An 18,739-nucleotide genomic window follows, 5' to 3' on the forward strand; every position below is an offset into this window, starting at 1 on the left:
TAAAAATCCTTAGTATATTTGAGCGAAAGCGCACTTAAACAAACACCATGAAAGAATTTAGCAGAATAGTATTTTTCGGAGCTATCATCGCCATGCTATTATTAGCGGTAGATTTAATATTCAGATATAGTTCGGGAAAAGTCATCAACTTTGACCAAAGAATGCTGATAAGCTATGCATACTATTGCATGTATGCCATTCCAATTAGTTTGGTGAATTCCTATTTCTTTAATTACATGAATAGCGGTGTGATTTGGACAGGATCAATAAAAAAGTATCGCTTGCTTATTGGAATTGTAACTTCTGTAGCTATTACAATGTTCACCTTTTTTTTAGTGCGAATGGTTCATGTAATGGCAATAAACGGAAAAACATATACTGTCTTTATTAAGGAAGAAAGTATGGGATCTTACATAAATGCGCTTCTAATTACGTTCTTTTTCTCTTTATTCTTTCACGCATTATACTTTTACAAAGAATTGCAAAAAAAGAAAGTTACCGAACAGAAAATCATCGCAGGAACAGCTTCGGCACAGTTTGATGCTTTAAAAAATCAATTAGATCCACATTTTTTATTCAACAGTTTAAATGTATTAAGTTCTTTAATTGATGAAAATCCGCGTCAGGCGCAAAAATTCACATCAGGACTTTCCAAAGTATATCGATATGTATTAGAACAGAAAAATAAAGAATTAGTTACCGTTGATGAAGAATTTAAGTTTGCAAAAACGTACATGGGCATATTAAAAATGCGCTTTGAAGATAGTATCATTTTTGAAATTCCTGACGCAGCAAGCAATCCAGAAAGTAAAGTTGTCCCATTAGCATTGCAATTATTACTAGAAAATGCAGTAAAGCACAATATGGTAACGCCGTCAAAACCGTTGCATATAAAAATATATGAAGATGGAGGAAATTTAATTGTACAAAATAATCTTCAAGAAAAACAAATTGTAAAAAAGAGTAGCGGCGTAGGATTAAACAATATCACACAACGATATGACTTGCTTACAGAACGTGAAGTATACATTAACAAAACAGCATCGGACTTTCAAGTATCAATTCCGATGCTCACAAAACAAATAGAAATCATGAGAAACAAAACTATAGGTTCAGGCGAGAGAGGTTTGAATGATGAATATATCAAAGCAAGAAAACATGTAGAGAAATTAAAAGAATTTTATTATAATTTAGTATCATACTGTCTAGTAATTCCATTTTTAATATTTATTAACTTAACAACAAGTCCAGAATTCCATTGGTTTTGGTTTCCGATGTTTGGTTGGGGAATTGGATTAACTTTCCATGCAATGAGCGTATATTTTGAAGATGGACGTTTCGGAAGAAATTGGGAAGAGCGTAAAATCAGAGAATATATGGAACAAGATGAACGTAAAAAATGGAACTAATGGAACTAATGGAAGATGCTAGAAGAAATACAGATAACATACAAATAGAGAATGAAGCGTATGTGCGCGCTAAGAAAAAAATGGAATCACTTCGTGGTTTTTATACACACTTAGCTGTATACATATTGATAAATTCCATCTTTACTATACGCACGATTTACGAACGTGTACAAGACGGTTTTACAATAGGAAATGCACTTTCAGACGGAGAAATATACACATTATGGATTATTTGGGGACTTGGATTAACCATTCATGCTGTCAATGTTTTTACATTCATAAGTATATTTGGTCAAAAATGGGAAGAGCGAAAAATGAAAGAATATATGAATAAGGATACTCGTAATTGGAAATAGTTTAAAAAAATAACACATCATGGAAAGATTATCATCAAATAAAACAGCAGCAAACTTTAAAAATTACGCAGAAGAAGAACGGTATATACAAGCACAAAAAAAAGTAGACAAAATCAAAGGTTTCTATGGACATTTCGCTTCTTATATTATCGTCAATGTATTCATATTAACAATGATTGGATTAAACTTAGACAATGGAGAAAGTTTCTGGCAATTTGGACACTTTTCTACAGCATTCTTTTGGGGAATTGGAGTTGCGTTTCATGCACTAGGCACTTTTGGATCTAACTTCATGTTTGGAAAAAATTGGGAAGAGCGAAAAATAAAGGAGTACATGTCTAAAGACGAACGCAATTGGGAATAGTTTTGAAAGTTAAAAGTTAAAAGTTAAAAGTTAAAAGTGAAGAGTTAAAAGTGAGAAGTTAAAAGAAATTTTAAATGCTAAATGCTAAATGTTGAATTTTAAATGTAAAAGTTTTTTTTTGAATAACGAATAACGAATAACGAATAACGAATAACGAATAACGAATAACGAATAACGAAAAGTGAAAAGAAATTATAAATGCTAAATGTTGAATTTTAAATGTAAAATTGCTTCTTTCTAACAACTAACAACTAACAACTAACAACTAACAATTAATCAACAATGAAAGTAATCATCATAGAAGACGAAAAACCATCTGCACGAAGACTGAATCGAATGCTTGAAGCAGAAGACATGAAAGTAGAAGTCATGTTGCATTCGGTAGCAGAATCAGTAGAATGGTTTCAGAACAATCCGCATCCAGATTTAATCTTTTTGGACATTCAACTTTCTGACGGATTGTCTTTCGAAATATTTGAAGTCATTGATATCACATCAGCAATCATCTTTACTACTGCGTATGATGAATATGCATTGCAAGCGTTCAAACTGAATAGTATTGATTATTTACTAAAACCTATTGATGAAGACGAACTCATTACTGCCGTAGAAAAATACAAAACACGCGCGCCAAAAACACAAAATGTACAACTCAACTTTGACGACATTAAAAAGCTCTTAATCAACCCGATAGAACGGACTTACAAGAAACGCTATACCATAAAAGTCGGACAACATTTAAAAATGATTCCAATTGACGAAATTGAGTGTTTTTACAGCGAAAACAAAGGCACATACGTATTTACCACGGAAGGCAGAAACTATCTCTTAGAAACGTCTTTAGAGCAGTTAGAAGATGAATTATCTCCAGAAATATTCTATCGCGTAAGCAGAAAATTTTACATCAATATCAACGCAATCAAAGACATTATAAGTTACACCAACTCACGATTACAAATCAAACTAAACAACTTTAAAGAACAAGAAATCATCGTAAGCCGAGAACGCGTAAAAGACTTTAAAAATTGGCTGAACTAAGTTTTGAAATTATAAATGTTGAATGCTAAATTTTAAATTAACAACGAATCAACGAATCAACGAAAAACAAACAACAAAGGAACAAAGCGAGTCCAAAAACAGCAGTTCACTAACTCCAAACAACAGCTCACTATCATTTTTTTTAGTAGCATATTTGTTTTATTGACTTTTATACTTGAACTTTAAAAACAAGTATGATGAACACAAAAACAATAGTACAAATACTCAAAAAAACGATACTATCTTTATCATTGGTACTAATTGTTATATTTATTTATGGAATTACCATGATAGGATTCCCTGCGATGGGAGAGACAACGGAAAAAATAATATCAAATCTTATTGAAATTTCTTTGTTTGTAGGACCATATTTATTTTTCACAATACTAACATTCTACAGTATTGATAATTGGATGGTACAAAAAGGAAACACTAATAAAACTTTAATGTACTTGTTTTCTACAATCTTAATACCTGCTATTGTTACCGGAATCTCTGTAGTCATACTTTTATTAATTAAAAAAGGGAATTTGTCTTTTACACATGCAGGTTATGTAATAATATTAAATACTGTTGTAGGCGCAGGGATTGCTTTATTTTTCTCCATTATTCACTATCTGAAATACAAATTCAAAACTAAATTCAATAACCAAGATAAAATCGTATGGAAGAGAGTTTCAGTATATAAAAAAGTGTTTTTATACGCATTAGGATTATCAGCAATGTATATGATTTTCTTGATACCCTTTTTCCCAAGATTTGGAGGTTTTTCTTTTGAAGGTATCAGTGTATTTTATTTAAGGAGTATTATTACTGCCTTTATTTGTTGGCATTTGGTATTACTTTTTAATAAACTTTTAGAACACAAGATTTCATTTTTTGCATTATTAGGAGTGACTACTATGGGAACTTTTATTATAATGCAATTTACGATGCCATTACTAAGCTTCATTACATTATTATCTAATCGTGAATATGAGGCTGTAATGAAAATTTTTAATTTTAAAAGAGAACTAACATATATTGGTGCTGATAGTCTATATGTTATTTTCTGTGTATTATTCTATCAATTTTTATATTTCAATCAGAAGCGTTCTGTTGAGCAAAAAGCATTCAAAGCACAAATAGGGAAACAAACTGAAAAATATGAAAGTCTTCGTCGTCAGTTGAGTCCGCATTTTTTGTTTAATAATATAAATGTGTTAACTTCTTTGATTGAAGAAAATCCGCAGAAAGCAGTTCGTTTCTCAGAATCGTTAGGAGATATATACAGGCACTTTTTACGACAAGAAGATGAAGATGTTGTTTCACTAGAAAGCGCGCTTAAATTCTCAAAAAATTACTTAGAACTGTTGAAATATCGGTATGAAGATGCATTTCACTATACGTTACCAGAAAAGACTAAATTCATTTGTTTTATCATTCCATTAGCATTGCAACAAGTCATTGAAAATACCATAAAACACAATGAGGTTTCTAATGAAATGCCTTTGAAAATTACTATTAGAATCCAAGACGATTATTTAATCGTACAGAATACAAAACGACTTAAAAAACTCACCGAAGTATCAAAAGGAACAGGAATTGAAAATATTAAATCTCGGTATCATTTTTTAACCGAAAAAGAAGTAATTATTGAAGAAACCGCGACTTTATTTACCATTAAATTACCACTTTTAAATCTGGAAAATTCATGAAAGCACTAATCATAGAAGATGAAATTCCATCGAGTAGGAGATTGGCTAGAAAACTTGCAGACGCAGAAGTTGAGGTTGTTGCAGAACTTTCTTCTGTACGACAATCAATTGCTTGGCTGAAAAACAACGAACATCCTGAAGTATTTTTTGTAGACATTCAACTTGGTGACGGATTGGTCTTTGAAATATTTAAAGAAGTATCAATTACAAGTTATATCATTTTCACAACTGCGTATGATATGTATGCGTTGCAAGCGTTTGATTATAAAAGTATTGCGTATTTACTAAAACCAATTACAAACGAAAAATTAGCGGAAGGGATTGCCAAAGTGAAAAATTTTCAAGCGATTCCAAATCGAATGGAAGAAATTCAGCAATTAGTACAATATTCAAAAGAAACTGTAACAAAAGATAGTTTTGCGGTGAAAATTGGACGAAAAATTAAAATCATCAAATTGGCAGAAATTGTGTGTTTATACAGCGAATACAACACAACATTCATTCACACAAAAAACGATCAATCTTTTCCTATTGATTATTCGTTATCACATTTGGAAACGGTATTGCCAAGGCAAATATTCAATCGAGCCAATCGTAAATTCATCTTACATAAAACTTTTATAAAAGACATTATAAGTTACACCAACTCACGATTACAAATCAAACTAAACAACTTCAAAGAACAAGAAATCATCGTAAGCCGAGAACGTGTAAAAGATTTTAAAAATTGGCTGAACTAAGTTTTAAATTATAAATGTTGAATGCTAAATTTCAAATAAAAAAAAGTATTTTTCGAATAACGAATAACGAATAACGAATAACGAATAACGAATAACGAATAACGAATAACCGAATCAACGAAAAACAGACAACAAAAGGAGCAAGCGACCTAACATCTAGCAGCGAAGCGAGTCCAAAAATAGCAGTTCACTAACACCAAAAAACAACTCATTATCATTTTTTTTCGTAGCATATTTGTTTTATTGACTCAACTAACATAGTAGCCTTCGAGGAAATCTCAGGCTACTAAATATTGCTATTTAATTACGAAGTAATTTAATTTATGTAAAGCAGCAGCCTGAGGCACTCGAAGGCTACTTTATTAGAAATTATAACCAAAAGAAAGTCCCGCAGTATACATTCCTTTTATTTTTTGTTGATTTTTTGAGCCAGTATTGATGTTCGTAGTTACGCTATCAATATTTGTAAAATCACCTTGGTTATTGATAGTGAATCCCATACTATAATTTTCATCAAAATTGTATGCGAGTCCAATTGAAGTCTGCAACCCAAAATTCCAACCTTCATAAGTTCCTACAATCGTCATGATATTAGCGGCGTCATATTCTTCAGATGAAACATTTCGACCATATAATCCAATATTCCCATAGATTCTCACTTTCTCCGCCACATTAAAATTATACATGGCAAGTAATGGGATTCTTAAGGAATTTCGTTCATGATAAAAACTCCCTGTCGAATTGAATCCATTTCCAGAAAAATTATCAAAACCAAGACCAGTAGCAATTCCAAGGCGATCTCCAATTCTGTAATAAACTAATAATTCTGCGGAATTTACATTCAAATTGTAATTCGCTTCATTGTCGATTTCAACTTTAGCAAAACCAATTCCACCATAACTAAAAACACTAAATCTTGATTGCGAATTTTGTGCGTTCAATTGAATACATGAAAAGATGAAAATAATTAATAAAACTGTGTTCAGTTTTTTCATAAGAGATTGTTTTAATTAATGAAAAAAGCGAAATTAATAAGAATATTCCAAAATTAAAAAAAGATGCAGTCGAGATTTATAAATATCCACTAATAATTCCTTGATTTATGTAAACTAGGAGAGTTATTTGATAGAATTTTTGAAGTCATTGAAGCTAGCTTCATCCTTAAAGTCCTTGAGAGTTTTTCCTTCCTCATTACAAATCATGAAGTATATAGCTCTTCCTTTATCTCTGATTTCACTCTTACTAATCAAAAATAATCCTTTGTAAGCACCTTTTTTTACGAGTTCATAGTTTTCTGTGGCAAATAATTCTTTCCATTTTCCATTTTCTAAATTCACTCTAACTAATTGATTTGATGTTGCATATTTTTCAGTTACGAAATAAATATATTTAGTATCTAATGATATAGTTGGATTGATAATATGGAGAATTTCATAACTATTATCTAGACCATCAGCATATGGTTTTTTATCTGTGATTGTTCGTTCTAATAAGTTCTCAATATTTACTTCCATTAATTTATACCTTTTGTAGTTTGTATATTGATTTCTTTCTTCAACACTACGTATAAAAATTACTTTTTGAGAATCTTCTGATAGTATAGGATTCTTATCACTTTTATTGAACGTTAATTGTTTTTTTATTCCTTCAGAATTTATAGCGAATAAGTTATCATCTTCAATAATAATTTTTGCTATTATTACTTTTGAATCATCAGTAGTTTGAGAGTTGTTACTTTTTTTACTTTCACAACTCATTAAAATTAGAATCAAGAATGATAATCGTATTGTATTTTTCATATTTAGTGTAGTATTACTAATGTGGAATTGAAAGAAATATTTTCTATAAAACTATTACTTTTTACTTTTAAAGAAAAATATTATTCAATCGAGTTGAATATTTTCTTCTTCAAAGCACATTTTTCCTTTATTCAAGAACGATATTGATTCACTAATTAGATAAGTTTTGTTTATTTTCAACACAAACACACAGTACAAATCAACAAAAAACTAATCAACAAAAGAGCGCAGCGACCTTAAAGCAAAGCGACCTAATCATCATCTACCCGATTATCATCAAAACTAGAAAGTAAAATCTTTGGAATATACTTAATGACAATCGGTAACAATAACATTCCGCCAGGCAACATAAAAATTGCCAAACTTGGAATAGTTTTAAAAATATCTAACAACTGATCTTTCACACGTTTTTGCTCTTCATCTGTGAGCGATCGTGTGGTAGATTGCGAAAGTAACGACATCAACTCCTTACTTTCATACAATTCCGAAGCCAACCGTTTTTTATTTCTATTGATTAATGTTGTCACCATATTGCTAGAATTTTCATAAAAACTCTTCACCATATTGCGCGATTTTAACAAAGCAATATCATCTCTATGTTCGGTGTAAAACAAGTGAATATCATCGGTTGCTTTTAAAAGTATTTTCTTCGAAATTTTCAAGTCTTTCCCTAAACGATTCAATAAATCACGTTCTTGGTCGTCAATTGTTTTATCTGTCCAAAAAGTCATACATACCAAATCAATAATATACTGTTTCGTCAGCGGATTGGTTATATATTGCAAAATATCATCGTATTGCAAGCGAATTCTATTATCAAAACGAAAAGAAGCTTCAAACAATTTAATCAAACTAGTATCATACTTCGTTTTAACTTTCTTTAAATCAAGTGCTTCAAAAATAATGGCTTCAATCGACGCTTCTAAATTTCGAAGATATACATTAGTAACTTCGCCCGTTTGGATATACTTCTCATAAGCAAGTATATCAACAAAAAGTAAAGTATTGGTAATGAAATAATTGAATTTTTTGGTAATTACGTTGTCGTCAATCGCGATTCGTTTATTAAGCATACTTTCGAGTAAATCGTATGATTTTTTCTTTCCCATAAACAATTCTTCAAGAAAAGAACTCTTATAATCTGCCACCATATTGTAGAATCCTGTGACGCTATCAATAAAATTTTCTTCTGAACGATAATGTTCGTGCATAAACAGAAACGACAATAACATATTGACTTTACACAATTCTTCATGTGACAAATCGTTGGTGTCAATCATATCAAAAAGTGTACGAAAATTGGTTCCATAAATAAATCCGCACGATTTTAAATCGTTATAAAAATCGTCTAGCGTATGTTGCTTTTCCTTCTGAGGAAGCGCACGATAATCTTGGAGTAGTTTTTTTATCCAACCTTTGGAAGATGGGTTCATGATTGCTCTAATATTATACCAATCAACTTCAAAATAACCAATTAAATTTGTTTCTATTTCCTTTATACTTCAATATAAAATATAAGCGTAACTAAGGCTATGCTGATATTTTCTTTTTTTGTCTAAATAAAATATAATTCAAATTTTGCATCAATTATTTTAAAATTTATTGGGTATTAAACGCAAAAATAAAGCTACTTTGGAATAAGTAGCTTTATAAATACATTATTTTTTAATTTCTTATTGAATTATTCCGCCACAACTTACGCGTCCTCCTGCATCTCCAGTTGGTTGCGTTACAAAATCATCGGTTCCTTGATGCACAATAATTGCTTTTCCAACAATATTTTTGTTTTCATCATCACAATCAATACACCACTGATCAGTAGTAAAAGTAATAGTTCCAAGACCATCCGCTTTTACTTCAAAGTTTCCAATGTCGCCTTTGTGATATCCTTCTGCTGCTCCCCATTTTCCATGTGGTTGTGCTGTCGGATTCCAATGTCCACCAGTTGATTTTCCATCAGCGGAAGAACAATCTGCTTTCTCATGAATGTGAATTGCATGTTTTCCTTCGTCTAAACCTTCCATAATAGCTGACATGGTTACTTTCCCATCTTTTTCTGCAAATACGACTTTTCCAAAAACTTTACTATCACTTTTTGGTTCTAAAGAGAATGTAATTTTCTTTGTCTCAGTCTCTTCCGTTGTTACAGTTTCTGTTTCCGCTTTTGTCGGATCTTTTTTATCTTCTTTTTTCTTACAACTTACGGATAGCACTAACAGTGCTGAAGCTGCAATTAATATTACTTTTTTCATTATTTTTGGATATTTATTTAATTATTGTATTTAACAAGGTAAGCAGATAATCAAACAAAAACAACAAAATAGTATCTGATTAAAAATAAGTTCCTAAACAGCTTAATTTTTAAACGGTTCTTCTTTCTTTAAATACATATCTAAAAACTTCAAAATTCGACTATTTGCTTCAATCTGGTTTTCCTTTTTTACAAAACCATGTCCTTCATCTTCAAACAAAACATATTCCACAGGAACACCATTTTTCTTAACGCCTGCAACAATTTCATCTGACTCTATTTGCAAAACTCTCGGATCTTTTGCACCTTGTAAAACCATTAATGGCTTGGTTACTTTATCGGTGTGAAAAAGTGGCGATATTCTTTTCAATCGAACAGAATCTACCGTGTGCGGATTTCCTAATTCTAAATACAATGCATCTTTAAACGATTCCCACCACGGTGGAATATTTTTTAACGTACGAACCCAATTCGTTACACCAAAAATATTAACGCCAACATCAAATTCTTCTGGCGCATACGTAAGTGCCGCCATTGTCATATAACCGCCGTATGATCCGCCAATAATTCCAATTTTGTCGCCGTCAATTTCATCTTGCGAAGCCAACCAATTTTTACCTTCAACACAATCTTGCAAATCACCTTCTCCGTGATTCAAATCGTCCATTTTATAAAACGTTTTCCCGTAACCGCTACTTCCTCTATTATTTACAGCAAGTACAGCATATCCATGATTTGTTAAATATTGAATTAATGGATTAAAAGACTGTGTCGATTGCCCACCTGGACCACCATGAACCCAAACCAACGCAGGAACTTTTTCGGTTGCAGAAGCTTGATGCGGTACATAATAAATAGCAGGAATAACTGTACCATCAAACGATTTATAACGAATCACTTTTGCAGTTACCAAATCAGAAAGTTCAACAGTTTTATTAAGCGTACTGGTCAATTTTAGTAAGTCTTTAGAAGCTAAATCATACACATATAAGTCGGATGGCGTATTTGAACCACCAACATACAAACGCATTTTAGTCTCATCTCTAGAAAAACCAACATTGGTAATGCTTTGATCTTTAAAATCGGGTAAATCTATCTTTTCACCTGTGCTTGCGTTTGTTATTTCAATAGCATTTTTAGCATCTTCATTTGAGTAGGTAACCCGATAAGTTCCATTGTCGGTCACATAGCTGCCGTTGATATCCCATGATTTTTTAAGTACTATTTCACGTTTTTCGTCTGCAAAATTGTACTTCATCAAATATGAAAATTCAGCATTTGCATCTGTTGTATAATACAAAACCGAATTGTCACTTGAAAATTCTTCTGCTGAATTTGCGCTTTGTTGCGTATTTACTTTCGCAAACTTTTTGGTTGCTATTGTATATACAAATAAATCGCTATCATTTGTGTTGATACTTTTGCTTAGTGCTAAATAATTTTTATCATCAGAGATATTCTCAATATTATAACCTTTTTCATTTTTATAAATAAGTTTTGGAGTGAATGTTTTCAAATCTATTTCATACAAATCCATATAACGACTGTCACGTTCGTTTGATTGATAGTAGAAACTTTTTTTGTTTTTTGCCCATTTATAAAAAGAAGCTCTGGCACCTTTTTTTGGAGTTAATTCGGTAGAAGTTCCATCAATATTTTTTATGTACAAATGAAAAATCTCATCTCCATTATTGTCCATTCTATATAAAATACGATCGTCTTCTGGAAAGAAAGAAACAGAATAGATTGATGTACTATCCGATTCCGTGATTGGCGTATAATCGCCGCCTTTTGTCGGAACTGTATACATATTGTAAATTCCAGAACGGTTACTCGTAATCAATAACTTTGATTTATCAGAAGAAAAACTTCCACCAAAAACACGTTCGTTATCCATAATTTGTTCAATGGAATATTCCTTTACATTCTTGGCAATATCTTTGTCGTCAGCTTGCTTTTTATCATCTTCACAGGAAATAAAGAAAAGTGAAAGCACAAATAATAAACTTAGTTTTTTCATGATTTTAATTTTTTAGTTGGAATGATGTAGTTTCTTTAAATGGTTTTAAATCAATCTGTTCCATCATAGAACGATAGGTTTTCCATTCGTCGTTAAAGAACGTATTTGTTTTGTTTAATGCATCATTAAGTTCATTTTCAGCATGTTTCATCAATTGATGTTCTGTGTCTGTCAATCCAGCTTGGCGCGAATTAGCATACCAACTTGCCGAACCAATTCGTTGCATGACAGTAATTTCAGGATTTCGCGTAATTCCTTGACGTTTGTCAACTTTCCCTAAATACAATGCAAGAACTTCATCAATTCTTTTCACAATATTTTTCGATTCCTTAATAGCATCTTTGTATTTTTTCTTGTCTAATTTGCCAAGTGTAGCTTGATATTCTTTTGCGATATTCTTACTTTCTACCAACTGTTTCACAGCGTCTGCGGCAGTTTGTGTCATGCTTTCAATTTTCTTTCCAGCTGCATAGGTTTCATTAGTATTTTTCTGAGAAACTTCTAATCTTGGATCGCCCGCAACTTTAATTGTAGTTTCAGAAACTTGATCGCCATATGTCATTTTCAATTGATATGTTCCAGGTTTTACGTCCATTCCGCCAGATTCACGGTTGCGTTTACGAATACTTCTTGAAGGTCTATCAACTCCTTTTTCGTCCATTCTCCAAAACATTCTGTGAATTCCATTTTCCTTTGGAACTTTATTTTTTAAAGTACGAATTAATTTTCCATTATTATAAATCTCTAATTTTAACGAATCCCAAGTAATTTCTCTTTCTTCATTTTCCTCGTCTTCTTTTTGGGAATTTACTCCTGTATCTTCTTGTTCGTTCTCTTCAGCTTCAGTTTCAATTTCAATTTCAGTTTCAACTTCAACTTCATTTTCATCTTCTTTCACATCTTTCTTATTAAAATAATAGGAAATCATTGCGCCACTTCTTTTATTTTCTCCATGATAAATGGCATCTCCACCAAAACGACTTCCCGTTGGTTGTTGATATGCCGCTTGATACGCAGTTGGCGGTTCAAACAAAGCAATATTTTTTGTCAGAATATTTTTATCGCGAGCAATCGCACGCAACGGACGAATATCGTCTAAAACCCAAGCGGCTCTACCAAATGTTCCAATCACTAAATCGTGTTCACGTGGCTGAATCACTAAATCTTTCGTAGAAACTGTCGGGAATCCAGCAGTCCATTTTTGCCATTTTGTTCCAGCGTCAAGCGAAATATACAATCCATCATCTGTTCCTAAAAACAGTAAATTCTTATTCTCAATATCTTCCACAATAGCTAATGTATAACTTTCTACATCTGAAGCATCAACAATGCGTTCCCACGTTGTTCCGTAATTTGTAGTTCTATATGCATACGGTTCGTAATTGAAACGTCTGTAATCATTCGCGATAAGCAATGCTTCACCTTTCTTTTTGTTGGAAGCTTTTACTTGTACAATCCAACTTCCTTTTGGTAAACCTTTCAATCCATTGGTCACTTCTGTCCATTCTTGTCCGCCATTTCTTGTAATATGAACGCGTCCGTCATCGGTTGCTGCCCACAACATATTTCGTTCCAACGGAGAAGGTTCAATGACTAAAACTGTACAATGATTTTCTGCACCAGTTGCATCCATGGTTAATCCGCCACTTTCTGCTTGTTTCAATTTTTCAGGATCATTCGTAGACAAATCTCCCGAAATCACGTTCCATGTCAAACCTTTGTCGGTACTTTTATGTACAAACTGACTTCCAAAATAGAGTGTGCTATTATCAAAAGGATCAATATTAATTGCGGCATTCCAGTTGAAACGTAACTTTACATCAGCATCTGAATGTGTTGGTTTCACGGTGTAATTATTTCCTGTAATCCAATCATAACGAGACACAAAACCTTGTTGACTCATAGACCAACCGTAACGAGAATCATCTTTATCTGGAACAACGTCAAATCCGTCACCAAACGAAATTTCTTGCCAATAGGAGTTGCGAATCCCTTGATCTTTCCACACATATGCAGGTCCGCGCCATGAACCATTATCTTGCATTCCGCCATACACATTATACGGAAATTCATTATCTACATTAATATGATAGAATTGCGCAACGGGTAAATTCCCAATAAATCGCCAAGTTTCTCCACGATCTTTTGAAATGTTCATTCCGCCATCATTTCCATCCATCATAAATTTTCCATTCGTCGGATGAATCCACCACGCATGATGATCTGGATGCACACCATTGTCTACTCCGTAGGCTGGCATTAATTGTCGGAAGTTATTTCCTCCATCATCAGAAACATTTACATACGTAAAAATTGTGTACAATCTGTTTTCGTTTTGTGGATCTACATAAATTTCAGAATAGTAAAACGGACGATTTCCAATGCCAGGTTTGTCGCTAACTTTTGTCCATTTAAACCCGCCATCAACACTTTTATATAAAGCATTCTTTTTTGCTTCAATTAACGCATAAATTATGTTCGGACTGCTTGGAGCGATTGCAATTCCGATTCTTCCCAATTCACCTTTTGGCAAACCTTCTTTATCAGTCAATTTTTTCCATGTTTTTCCGCCATCATGTGTAATGTGTAATCCAGAACCTTCGCCACCAGATTTGAAAAACCACGGATCACGTTTGTGTTCCCACATTGCAGCAATCAATTTATTTGGATTTGTTGGATCCATCACTAAATCAGCCGCTCCAGTTTTATTATTTGCGAATAATATTTGTTTCCAAGTTTCGCCGCCGTCAGTTGTTTTATAAACGCCGCGTTCTGGATGTTCTCCCCAAGGTGAGCCAATTGCCGCCGCATATACAATATTAGGATTTGTAGGATCGATAATCACACGATGAATGTGACGCGTTTTTTCCAATCCCATGGCTTTCCAGTTTTTTCCGCCATCTAAAGTTTTGTAGATTCCGTAACCGCCATTTAGACTATTTCTAGGATTTCCTTCTCCAGTTCCAACCCAAATTACGCTCGGATTTGATTGTTGAATCGCTACTGCGCCAACAGAAGCTGTCACTTCTTTATCGAAAAGTGGTTCCCATTTAATACCGCCAGAAGTAGATTTCCAAAGTCCGCCAGAAGCTGTTCCAACGTACATAACATCAGGATCATTTGTGACAACATCAATTGCTGTAACGCGTCCGCTCATTCCGCCAGGACCAATATTACGCGGTTTCATATTTTTTACCGTTTCCATGGAAAACTCTTGTGCAGAGATACTTATTGCGGAAAAGGTGAGTAGCAATAGGATTAGTTTTTTCATTATTTTTTGGTTGGTTTGTTGTTTTTGTTATTCGTTTTTTGTGAATTTGTCAATTCGTTGGTTTGTTTTTTTGTCTTGTATGTGAAACGTCATTGCGAAAGTTTTGAAAAAACTTGTGGCAATCTGTTTATTTGAACAGATTATTTCGTTGCTGTCGCTCCACGTAATGCCGTAATACATGACTTTTACATTTTACATTTAAAATTTATCATTTTGAGTTTCTAAGTACTTCTCGATACAAAATTCTTCTAGAATTTTACTCGAAGTGACGCTTGGTATTTTAATCATTAAATTATTGAATCATTCAATTTACATTAAACAGATTACTTCGTCGCAAACTCCTCGTAATGACGTTCCGTAGTTATTTTTACATTTAAAATTTATAATTCAACATTTATAATTTCAAAATTATTGATGCCCCAAATGACAACCGCAACCTAGTCTTGAAAAACTTTTAGATTCTTCATGCCAAGGAAATGCCGCATTGTATTTGCTATTTTCCCAATAGAATTGAGAGCGTTTTTTTGCTTCGTTTCCAATCTCGTTCATGGTTTCTGTATCATATAAACGTCCGTTAATCATTGTATGCGTAATGCTTTCTGTGTTTCTGATATTATCTAAAGGATTTTTATCTAAAATGATTAAATCTGCCAATTTTCCAACTTTTAATGAACCAATATCGTTTCCTGCGCCAATATATTCTGCCGGATTGATTGTTGCTGTTTTCAATGCTTCCATTGGCGACATTCCACCTTGACTCATCATCCAAAGTTCCCAGTGTGCGCCGAGTCCTTGCAATTGTCCGTGCGCTCCTAAATTCACTTTTACACCTTTATCTGCTAATGCTTTTACGGTTTCAGAAGTTAAAATATGTCCGTTTTTGTATTCTTCATCAGGCAACATTCTGCGATGTCTTGAGCGAGCATCAATAATTCCTCTTGGCGTGTATTTTAATAACTTTTCATTTTCCCAAACGTTTGTATTTTGATACCAATAAAACTCACCATTTACGCCACCATAATTTACAATTAACGTTGGTGTGTAGCCAGTTTTACTATTTCCCCACAATTCAAAAACGTCTTTATATACAGGCGAAACAGGAATGTTGTGTTCAACTCCTGTGTGTCCATCCATAATCATCGTCATATTGTGATAAAATGTTGATCCGCCTTCTGGAACTACAAATATTCCTTCTTCACGTGCGGCTTGCAAAATTTGTTGGCGTTGCTCGCGTCGTGGCTGATTGTAGCTTTTTACAGATAATGCGCCAAATGCTTTTGTACGTCTTATTGACGAACGTGCGTCTTCCAAATTGTTGACAACTGCTTTGAAATCGCCGTCGGCTCCGTATAAGATAAATCCAGTAGAGTAGAGTCGTGGACCAACTAAAGTTCCGTTTTTCACTAATTCAGACAATGCAAAAACAGTTTCTGTATTTGCTGACGGATCATGCGCTGTGGTAACTCCAAAAGCTAGATTTGCATAGAATTGCCAATGTTTCTGCGTTGTTAATCCATAACGGAATGCGCCAATATGTGCGTGCGCATCTACGATTCCTGGCATGATAGTTTTGCCTGTCATATCGTAGGTTTTGGTTCCGCTTGGAACACGTATGTCAGCAGCTTTTCCAATAGCTTCAATCCGATTGTCTTTGATTAGAATTGTACCTTTTTCAATGACTTCTTCATTTTCCATCGTGATGATTCTCACATTCATAAATGCAATTCGTCCACTTGGTTTATCTGTTTTTTGTGTGAGATTGATCTTGATTCCTTTCGTAGTTAATTCAGGAGTTTTTTCGGGCGAACCGTCTAAAAAAGTAAATCTATTTTTAATTTCATTCGAAAAGTATTCGTCACCTAAAGTCCATAGTACTTTTTTACTGTTTGAAGACCAATGTAAGTTTACACCAGCATCTTTCGCAATTTGAGCTACAGGAAAAGCTTTTGTTTTGTTGTCCAAGTTTACCGTTTGACCGGTTACGATCATTGGCGCAACATATGCTTTGTGCAATTGTGAAAATGCAATCCATTTGTTATCTGGACTTGGAACTAATCTATTCGCATATTTTGACGTAAAGTGTGTGCGTTTGTCGTTTCCTTGAAGATTCACGCTGTGTAACGACTTTGTTATGTTTCCAAAATACGTTCCTCCAGTTTGAATAAAAATACGTTTTCCATCTGCTGAAAAGATTGGATATTCGCCTTGTTCTGTCACGAGTTTTGCATCGCTACCGTTTACTTTCATGGTGTAGATTCCAGCATTTTTAGCAAACGTAAATCCTTGATCGCTGTTTCCACGTTCCTTTCGGTAAACGATATGAGTTCCATCTGGAGAGAAAGAAGGCGTTCTAAAACTTCCTTTGTCGGTTGAAAGTTGCATTGAGTTTCCACCATTTACAGAGATTTTTCGAACTGAACCTGAATTTAGATCATTCCAAGTAACATACACTAGTTCATTTCCGTTAGGAGAAAAACTCGGTTCTGATTCAAAATCAGTTCCGTTTGTGATTCTTTTAGGCGTTCCGTTTGGTAAGTTTTTCTTCCATAAATAACCAACTGCATTGAAAACCAACGTTTTCCCATCAGGTGAAGTGATTGCTTGCCGAATTACTTTTGCATCAAATGTATCTGGCGCAACAGGTGTGTTAAACGAAACTGCTTCTGCAATTTTGATCGTAGCATTTACTTTGAAAGGAATATTGGTTACTTTTAGTGAGGAAACATCTATTTTATGAATTTTTCCGCCTGCCCAAAATACAATTTCGGTGTTATTCGGCATCCAACTAAAGTTTGGATACACACCAAAAATCGCCCAAGCTTCTTGTTGATCTTTATCTAAAGCGTCATATAAAGGCCATTCTTCACCAGTTTCTAAATCATGTAGATATAAAACCGATTTTGTGCGAACTCTTTTGATAAAAGCTATCTTTTTTCCATCTCTAGAAACCTGCGGACGCGATGCGCCACCAGGTCCGCCAGTAATTTTCGTTGTTTTTCCTGTTTGAAAATCGTAACGTTTGATGACATAGATTTGTTTGTTTGGATCTTTATTGTATTGAAAAGAACCACCAGGATAGACATCTTCACTGTAATATACGTAGCGTCCGTCTGGAGAAATAGAAGGTTCATTTACATCTTGTTGATCGTTTTTCTTTTTCGTGATTTGCAAACCTGATCCGCCAGTAATGTGATATTGCCATAGTTCTCCGGCGCCAAGTGAACGTTGAGATGTAAAGTGTTTTCGAGCTACAAACGAATTTCCATCAGGCATCCAAGTGGAATTGTTTAAGAGTCGAAAACTTTCTTTCGTTAGTTGTTTCGCATCCGAACCATCGGAATTCATAACCCAAATGTTATCGCCGCCGCCTGCATCACTCGTAAATAATATTTTAGAACCGTCTGGACTGAAATGCGGTTGTACTTCAAACGGAATTCCTGTGCGTAATACATTGGCATTTCCACCAGAAATTGGCATGCTATAAATATCGCCCAACATATCAAATACTATGGTTTTTCCGTCTGGACTTACGTCCAAATTCATCCAAGTACCTTCAGTTGTAGTAAATTTGTGATCTTTGTAATTGAAGTCTCCAGTTGGATTGGAAACGTCCCATTTTTCAGCTTCTTTTTTGTCTTGAGCAAATAAAATACACGAAAAGAAAAGTCCTAAAAGGACGGAAATATTGGTTCTTAACATTGGGTTTTCAGTTTAAGCTTCTAAAATAGCCAATCTTATGTTAATATTTCTTAAAAGAGTGTTAATACCATCTCTTCATTGAAATCCCTATATTA

Annotated in this window: 13 protein-coding genes; 6 read left to right on the forward strand and 7 right to left on the reverse strand. The window is 33.6% G+C overall.

The window, feature by feature from the left end; translation table 11 throughout:
• Positions 1 to 47: 47 nt before the first annotated feature.
• From IMCC3317_RS22085 to IMCC3317_RS22110, 6 genes are all read left to right on the forward strand, one after another.
• Positions 48 to 1,409, forward strand: a complete 1,362-nt coding sequence (locus IMCC3317_RS22085; RefSeq protein ID WP_170293865.1) for a 2TM domain-containing protein — start codon at positions 48 to 50, stop codon at positions 1,407 to 1,409.
• Positions 1,409 to 1,765, forward strand: coding sequence for a 2TM domain-containing protein (locus IMCC3317_RS22090; protein WP_228054877.1), 357 nt, complete (start codon positions 1,409 to 1,411; stop codon positions 1,763 to 1,765). Before IMCC3317_RS22085 ends, IMCC3317_RS22090 begins: the two co-directional genes overlap by 1 nt.
• A 19-nt stretch (positions 1,766 to 1,784) precedes the next feature.
• Positions 1,785 to 2,129 carry a 2TM domain-containing protein gene (locus IMCC3317_RS22095; RefSeq protein WP_160131638.1) on the forward strand — a complete coding sequence of 115 codons (345 nt, stop codon included), beginning with the start codon at positions 1,785 to 1,787 and terminating at the stop codon, positions 2,127 to 2,129.
• A gap of 282 nt (positions 2,130 to 2,411) precedes the next feature.
• The gene (locus IMCC3317_RS22100) at positions 2,412 to 3,167 is read left to right on the forward strand and encodes a LytR/AlgR family response regulator transcription factor (RefSeq protein WP_160131639.1); all 756 of its coding nucleotides are present in this window, start codon (positions 2,412 to 2,414) and stop codon (positions 3,165 to 3,167) included.
• A gap of 197 nt (positions 3,168 to 3,364) precedes the next feature.
• Entirely contained in the window at positions 3,365 to 4,864 is a 1,500-nt protein-coding gene (locus IMCC3317_RS22105; RefSeq protein WP_160131640.1) for a sensor histidine kinase, read from the forward strand.
• Positions 4,861 to 5,604 carry a LytR/AlgR family response regulator transcription factor gene (locus IMCC3317_RS22110; protein WP_160131641.1) on the forward strand — a complete coding sequence of 248 codons (744 nt, stop codon included), beginning with the start codon at positions 4,861 to 4,863 and terminating at the stop codon, positions 5,602 to 5,604. Before IMCC3317_RS22105 ends, IMCC3317_RS22110 begins: the two co-directional genes overlap by 4 nt.
• A 362-nt stretch (positions 5,605 to 5,966) precedes the next feature.
• Here IMCC3317_RS22110 and IMCC3317_RS22115 read toward each other — a convergent pair whose 3' ends face one another.
• The 7 genes from IMCC3317_RS22115 to IMCC3317_RS22145 all read right to left on the reverse strand — a co-directional run bounded on the left by IMCC3317_RS22115 (position 5,967) and on the right by IMCC3317_RS22145 (position 18,644).
• The gene (locus IMCC3317_RS22115) at positions 5,967 to 6,599 is read right to left on the reverse strand and encodes an outer membrane beta-barrel protein (protein WP_160131642.1); all 633 of its coding nucleotides are present in this window, start codon (positions 6,597 to 6,599) and stop codon (positions 5,967 to 5,969) included.
• A gap of 123 nt (positions 6,600 to 6,722) precedes the next feature.
• Positions 6,723 to 7,403, reverse strand: coding sequence for a PD40 domain-containing protein (locus tag IMCC3317_RS22120; RefSeq protein WP_160131643.1), 681 nt, complete (start codon positions 7,401 to 7,403; stop codon positions 6,723 to 6,725).
• Positions 7,404 to 7,654: 251 nt separating this feature from the next.
• The gene (locus IMCC3317_RS22125) at positions 7,655 to 8,836 is read right to left on the reverse strand and encodes an LETM1-related biofilm-associated protein (protein ID WP_160131644.1); all 1,182 of its coding nucleotides are present in this window, start codon (positions 8,834 to 8,836) and stop codon (positions 7,655 to 7,657) included.
• Positions 8,837 to 9,076: 240 nt separating this feature from the next.
• Positions 9,077 to 9,655: a superoxide dismutase family protein gene (locus IMCC3317_RS22130; protein ID WP_160131645.1), complete on the reverse strand. Its 579-nt coding sequence runs from the start codon at positions 9,653 to 9,655 to the stop codon at positions 9,077 to 9,079.
• Between the two features lie 102 nt (positions 9,656 to 9,757).
• Positions 9,758 to 11,674 carry a S9 family peptidase gene (locus IMCC3317_RS22135; protein ID WP_160131646.1) on the reverse strand — a complete coding sequence of 639 codons (1,917 nt, stop codon included), beginning with the start codon at positions 11,672 to 11,674 and terminating at the stop codon, positions 9,758 to 9,760.
• A 4-nt stretch (positions 11,675 to 11,678) separates the two neighbouring features.
• The gene (locus tag IMCC3317_RS22140) at positions 11,679 to 14,945 is read right to left on the reverse strand and encodes a WD40/YVTN/BNR-like repeat-containing protein (protein ID WP_160131647.1); all 3,267 of its coding nucleotides are present in this window, start codon (positions 14,943 to 14,945) and stop codon (positions 11,679 to 11,681) included.
• 408 nt (positions 14,946 to 15,353) lie between these two features.
• Positions 15,354 to 18,644, reverse strand: a complete 3,291-nt coding sequence (locus IMCC3317_RS22145) for an amidohydrolase family protein (protein ID WP_160131648.1) — start codon at positions 18,642 to 18,644, stop codon at positions 15,354 to 15,356.
• Positions 18,645 to 18,739 lie beyond the last annotated feature (95 nt).

The sequence above is a fragment of the Kordia antarctica genome (assembly GCF_009901525.1).
Classification (GTDB): Bacteria; Bacteroidota; Bacteroidia; order Flavobacteriales; family Flavobacteriaceae; genus Kordia; species Kordia antarctica.

What these genes read in the sequence shown, in the direction of transcription:
- IMCC3317_RS22085 (WP_170293865.1), top strand. Translation starts at nt 48, where the DNA reads ATGAAAGAATTTAGCAGAATAGTATTTTTCGGAGCTATCATCGCCATG.
- IMCC3317_RS22090 (WP_228054877.1), top strand. Translation starts at nt 1,409, where the DNA reads ATGGAACTAATGGAAGATGCTAGAAGAAATACAGATAACATACAAATA.
- IMCC3317_RS22095 (WP_160131638.1), top strand. Translation starts at nt 1,785, where the DNA reads ATGGAAAGATTATCATCAAATAAAACAGCAGCAAACTTTAAAAATTAC.
- IMCC3317_RS22100 (WP_160131639.1), top strand. Translation starts at nt 2,412, where the DNA reads ATGAAAGTAATCATCATAGAAGACGAAAAACCATCTGCACGAAGACTG.
- IMCC3317_RS22105 (WP_160131640.1), top strand. Translation starts at nt 3,365, where the DNA reads ATGAACACAAAAACAATAGTACAAATACTCAAAAAAACGATACTATCT.
- IMCC3317_RS22110 (WP_160131641.1), top strand. Translation starts at nt 4,861, where the DNA reads ATGAAAGCACTAATCATAGAAGATGAAATTCCATCGAGTAGGAGATTG.
- IMCC3317_RS22115 (WP_160131642.1), bottom strand. Translation starts at nt 6,599, where the DNA reads ATGAAAAAACTGAACACAGTTTTATTAATTATTTTCATCTTTTCATGT.
- IMCC3317_RS22120 (WP_160131643.1), bottom strand. Translation starts at nt 7,403, where the DNA reads ATGAAAAATACAATACGATTATCATTCTTGATTCTAATTTTAATGAGT.
- IMCC3317_RS22125 (WP_160131644.1), bottom strand. Translation starts at nt 8,836, where the DNA reads ATGAACCCATCTTCCAAAGGTTGGATAAAAAAACTACTCCAAGATTAT.
- IMCC3317_RS22130 (WP_160131645.1), bottom strand. Translation starts at nt 9,655, where the DNA reads ATGAAAAAAGTAATATTAATTGCAGCTTCAGCACTGTTAGTGCTATCC.
- IMCC3317_RS22135 (WP_160131646.1), bottom strand. Translation starts at nt 11,674, where the DNA reads ATGAAAAAACTAAGTTTATTATTTGTGCTTTCACTTTTCTTTATTTCC.
- IMCC3317_RS22140 (WP_160131647.1), bottom strand. Translation starts at nt 14,945, where the DNA reads ATGAAAAAACTAATCCTATTGCTACTCACCTTTTCCGCAATAAGTATC.
- IMCC3317_RS22145 (WP_160131648.1), bottom strand. Translation starts at nt 18,644, where the DNA reads ATGTTAAGAACCAATATTTCCGTCCTTTTAGGACTTTTCTTTTCGTGT.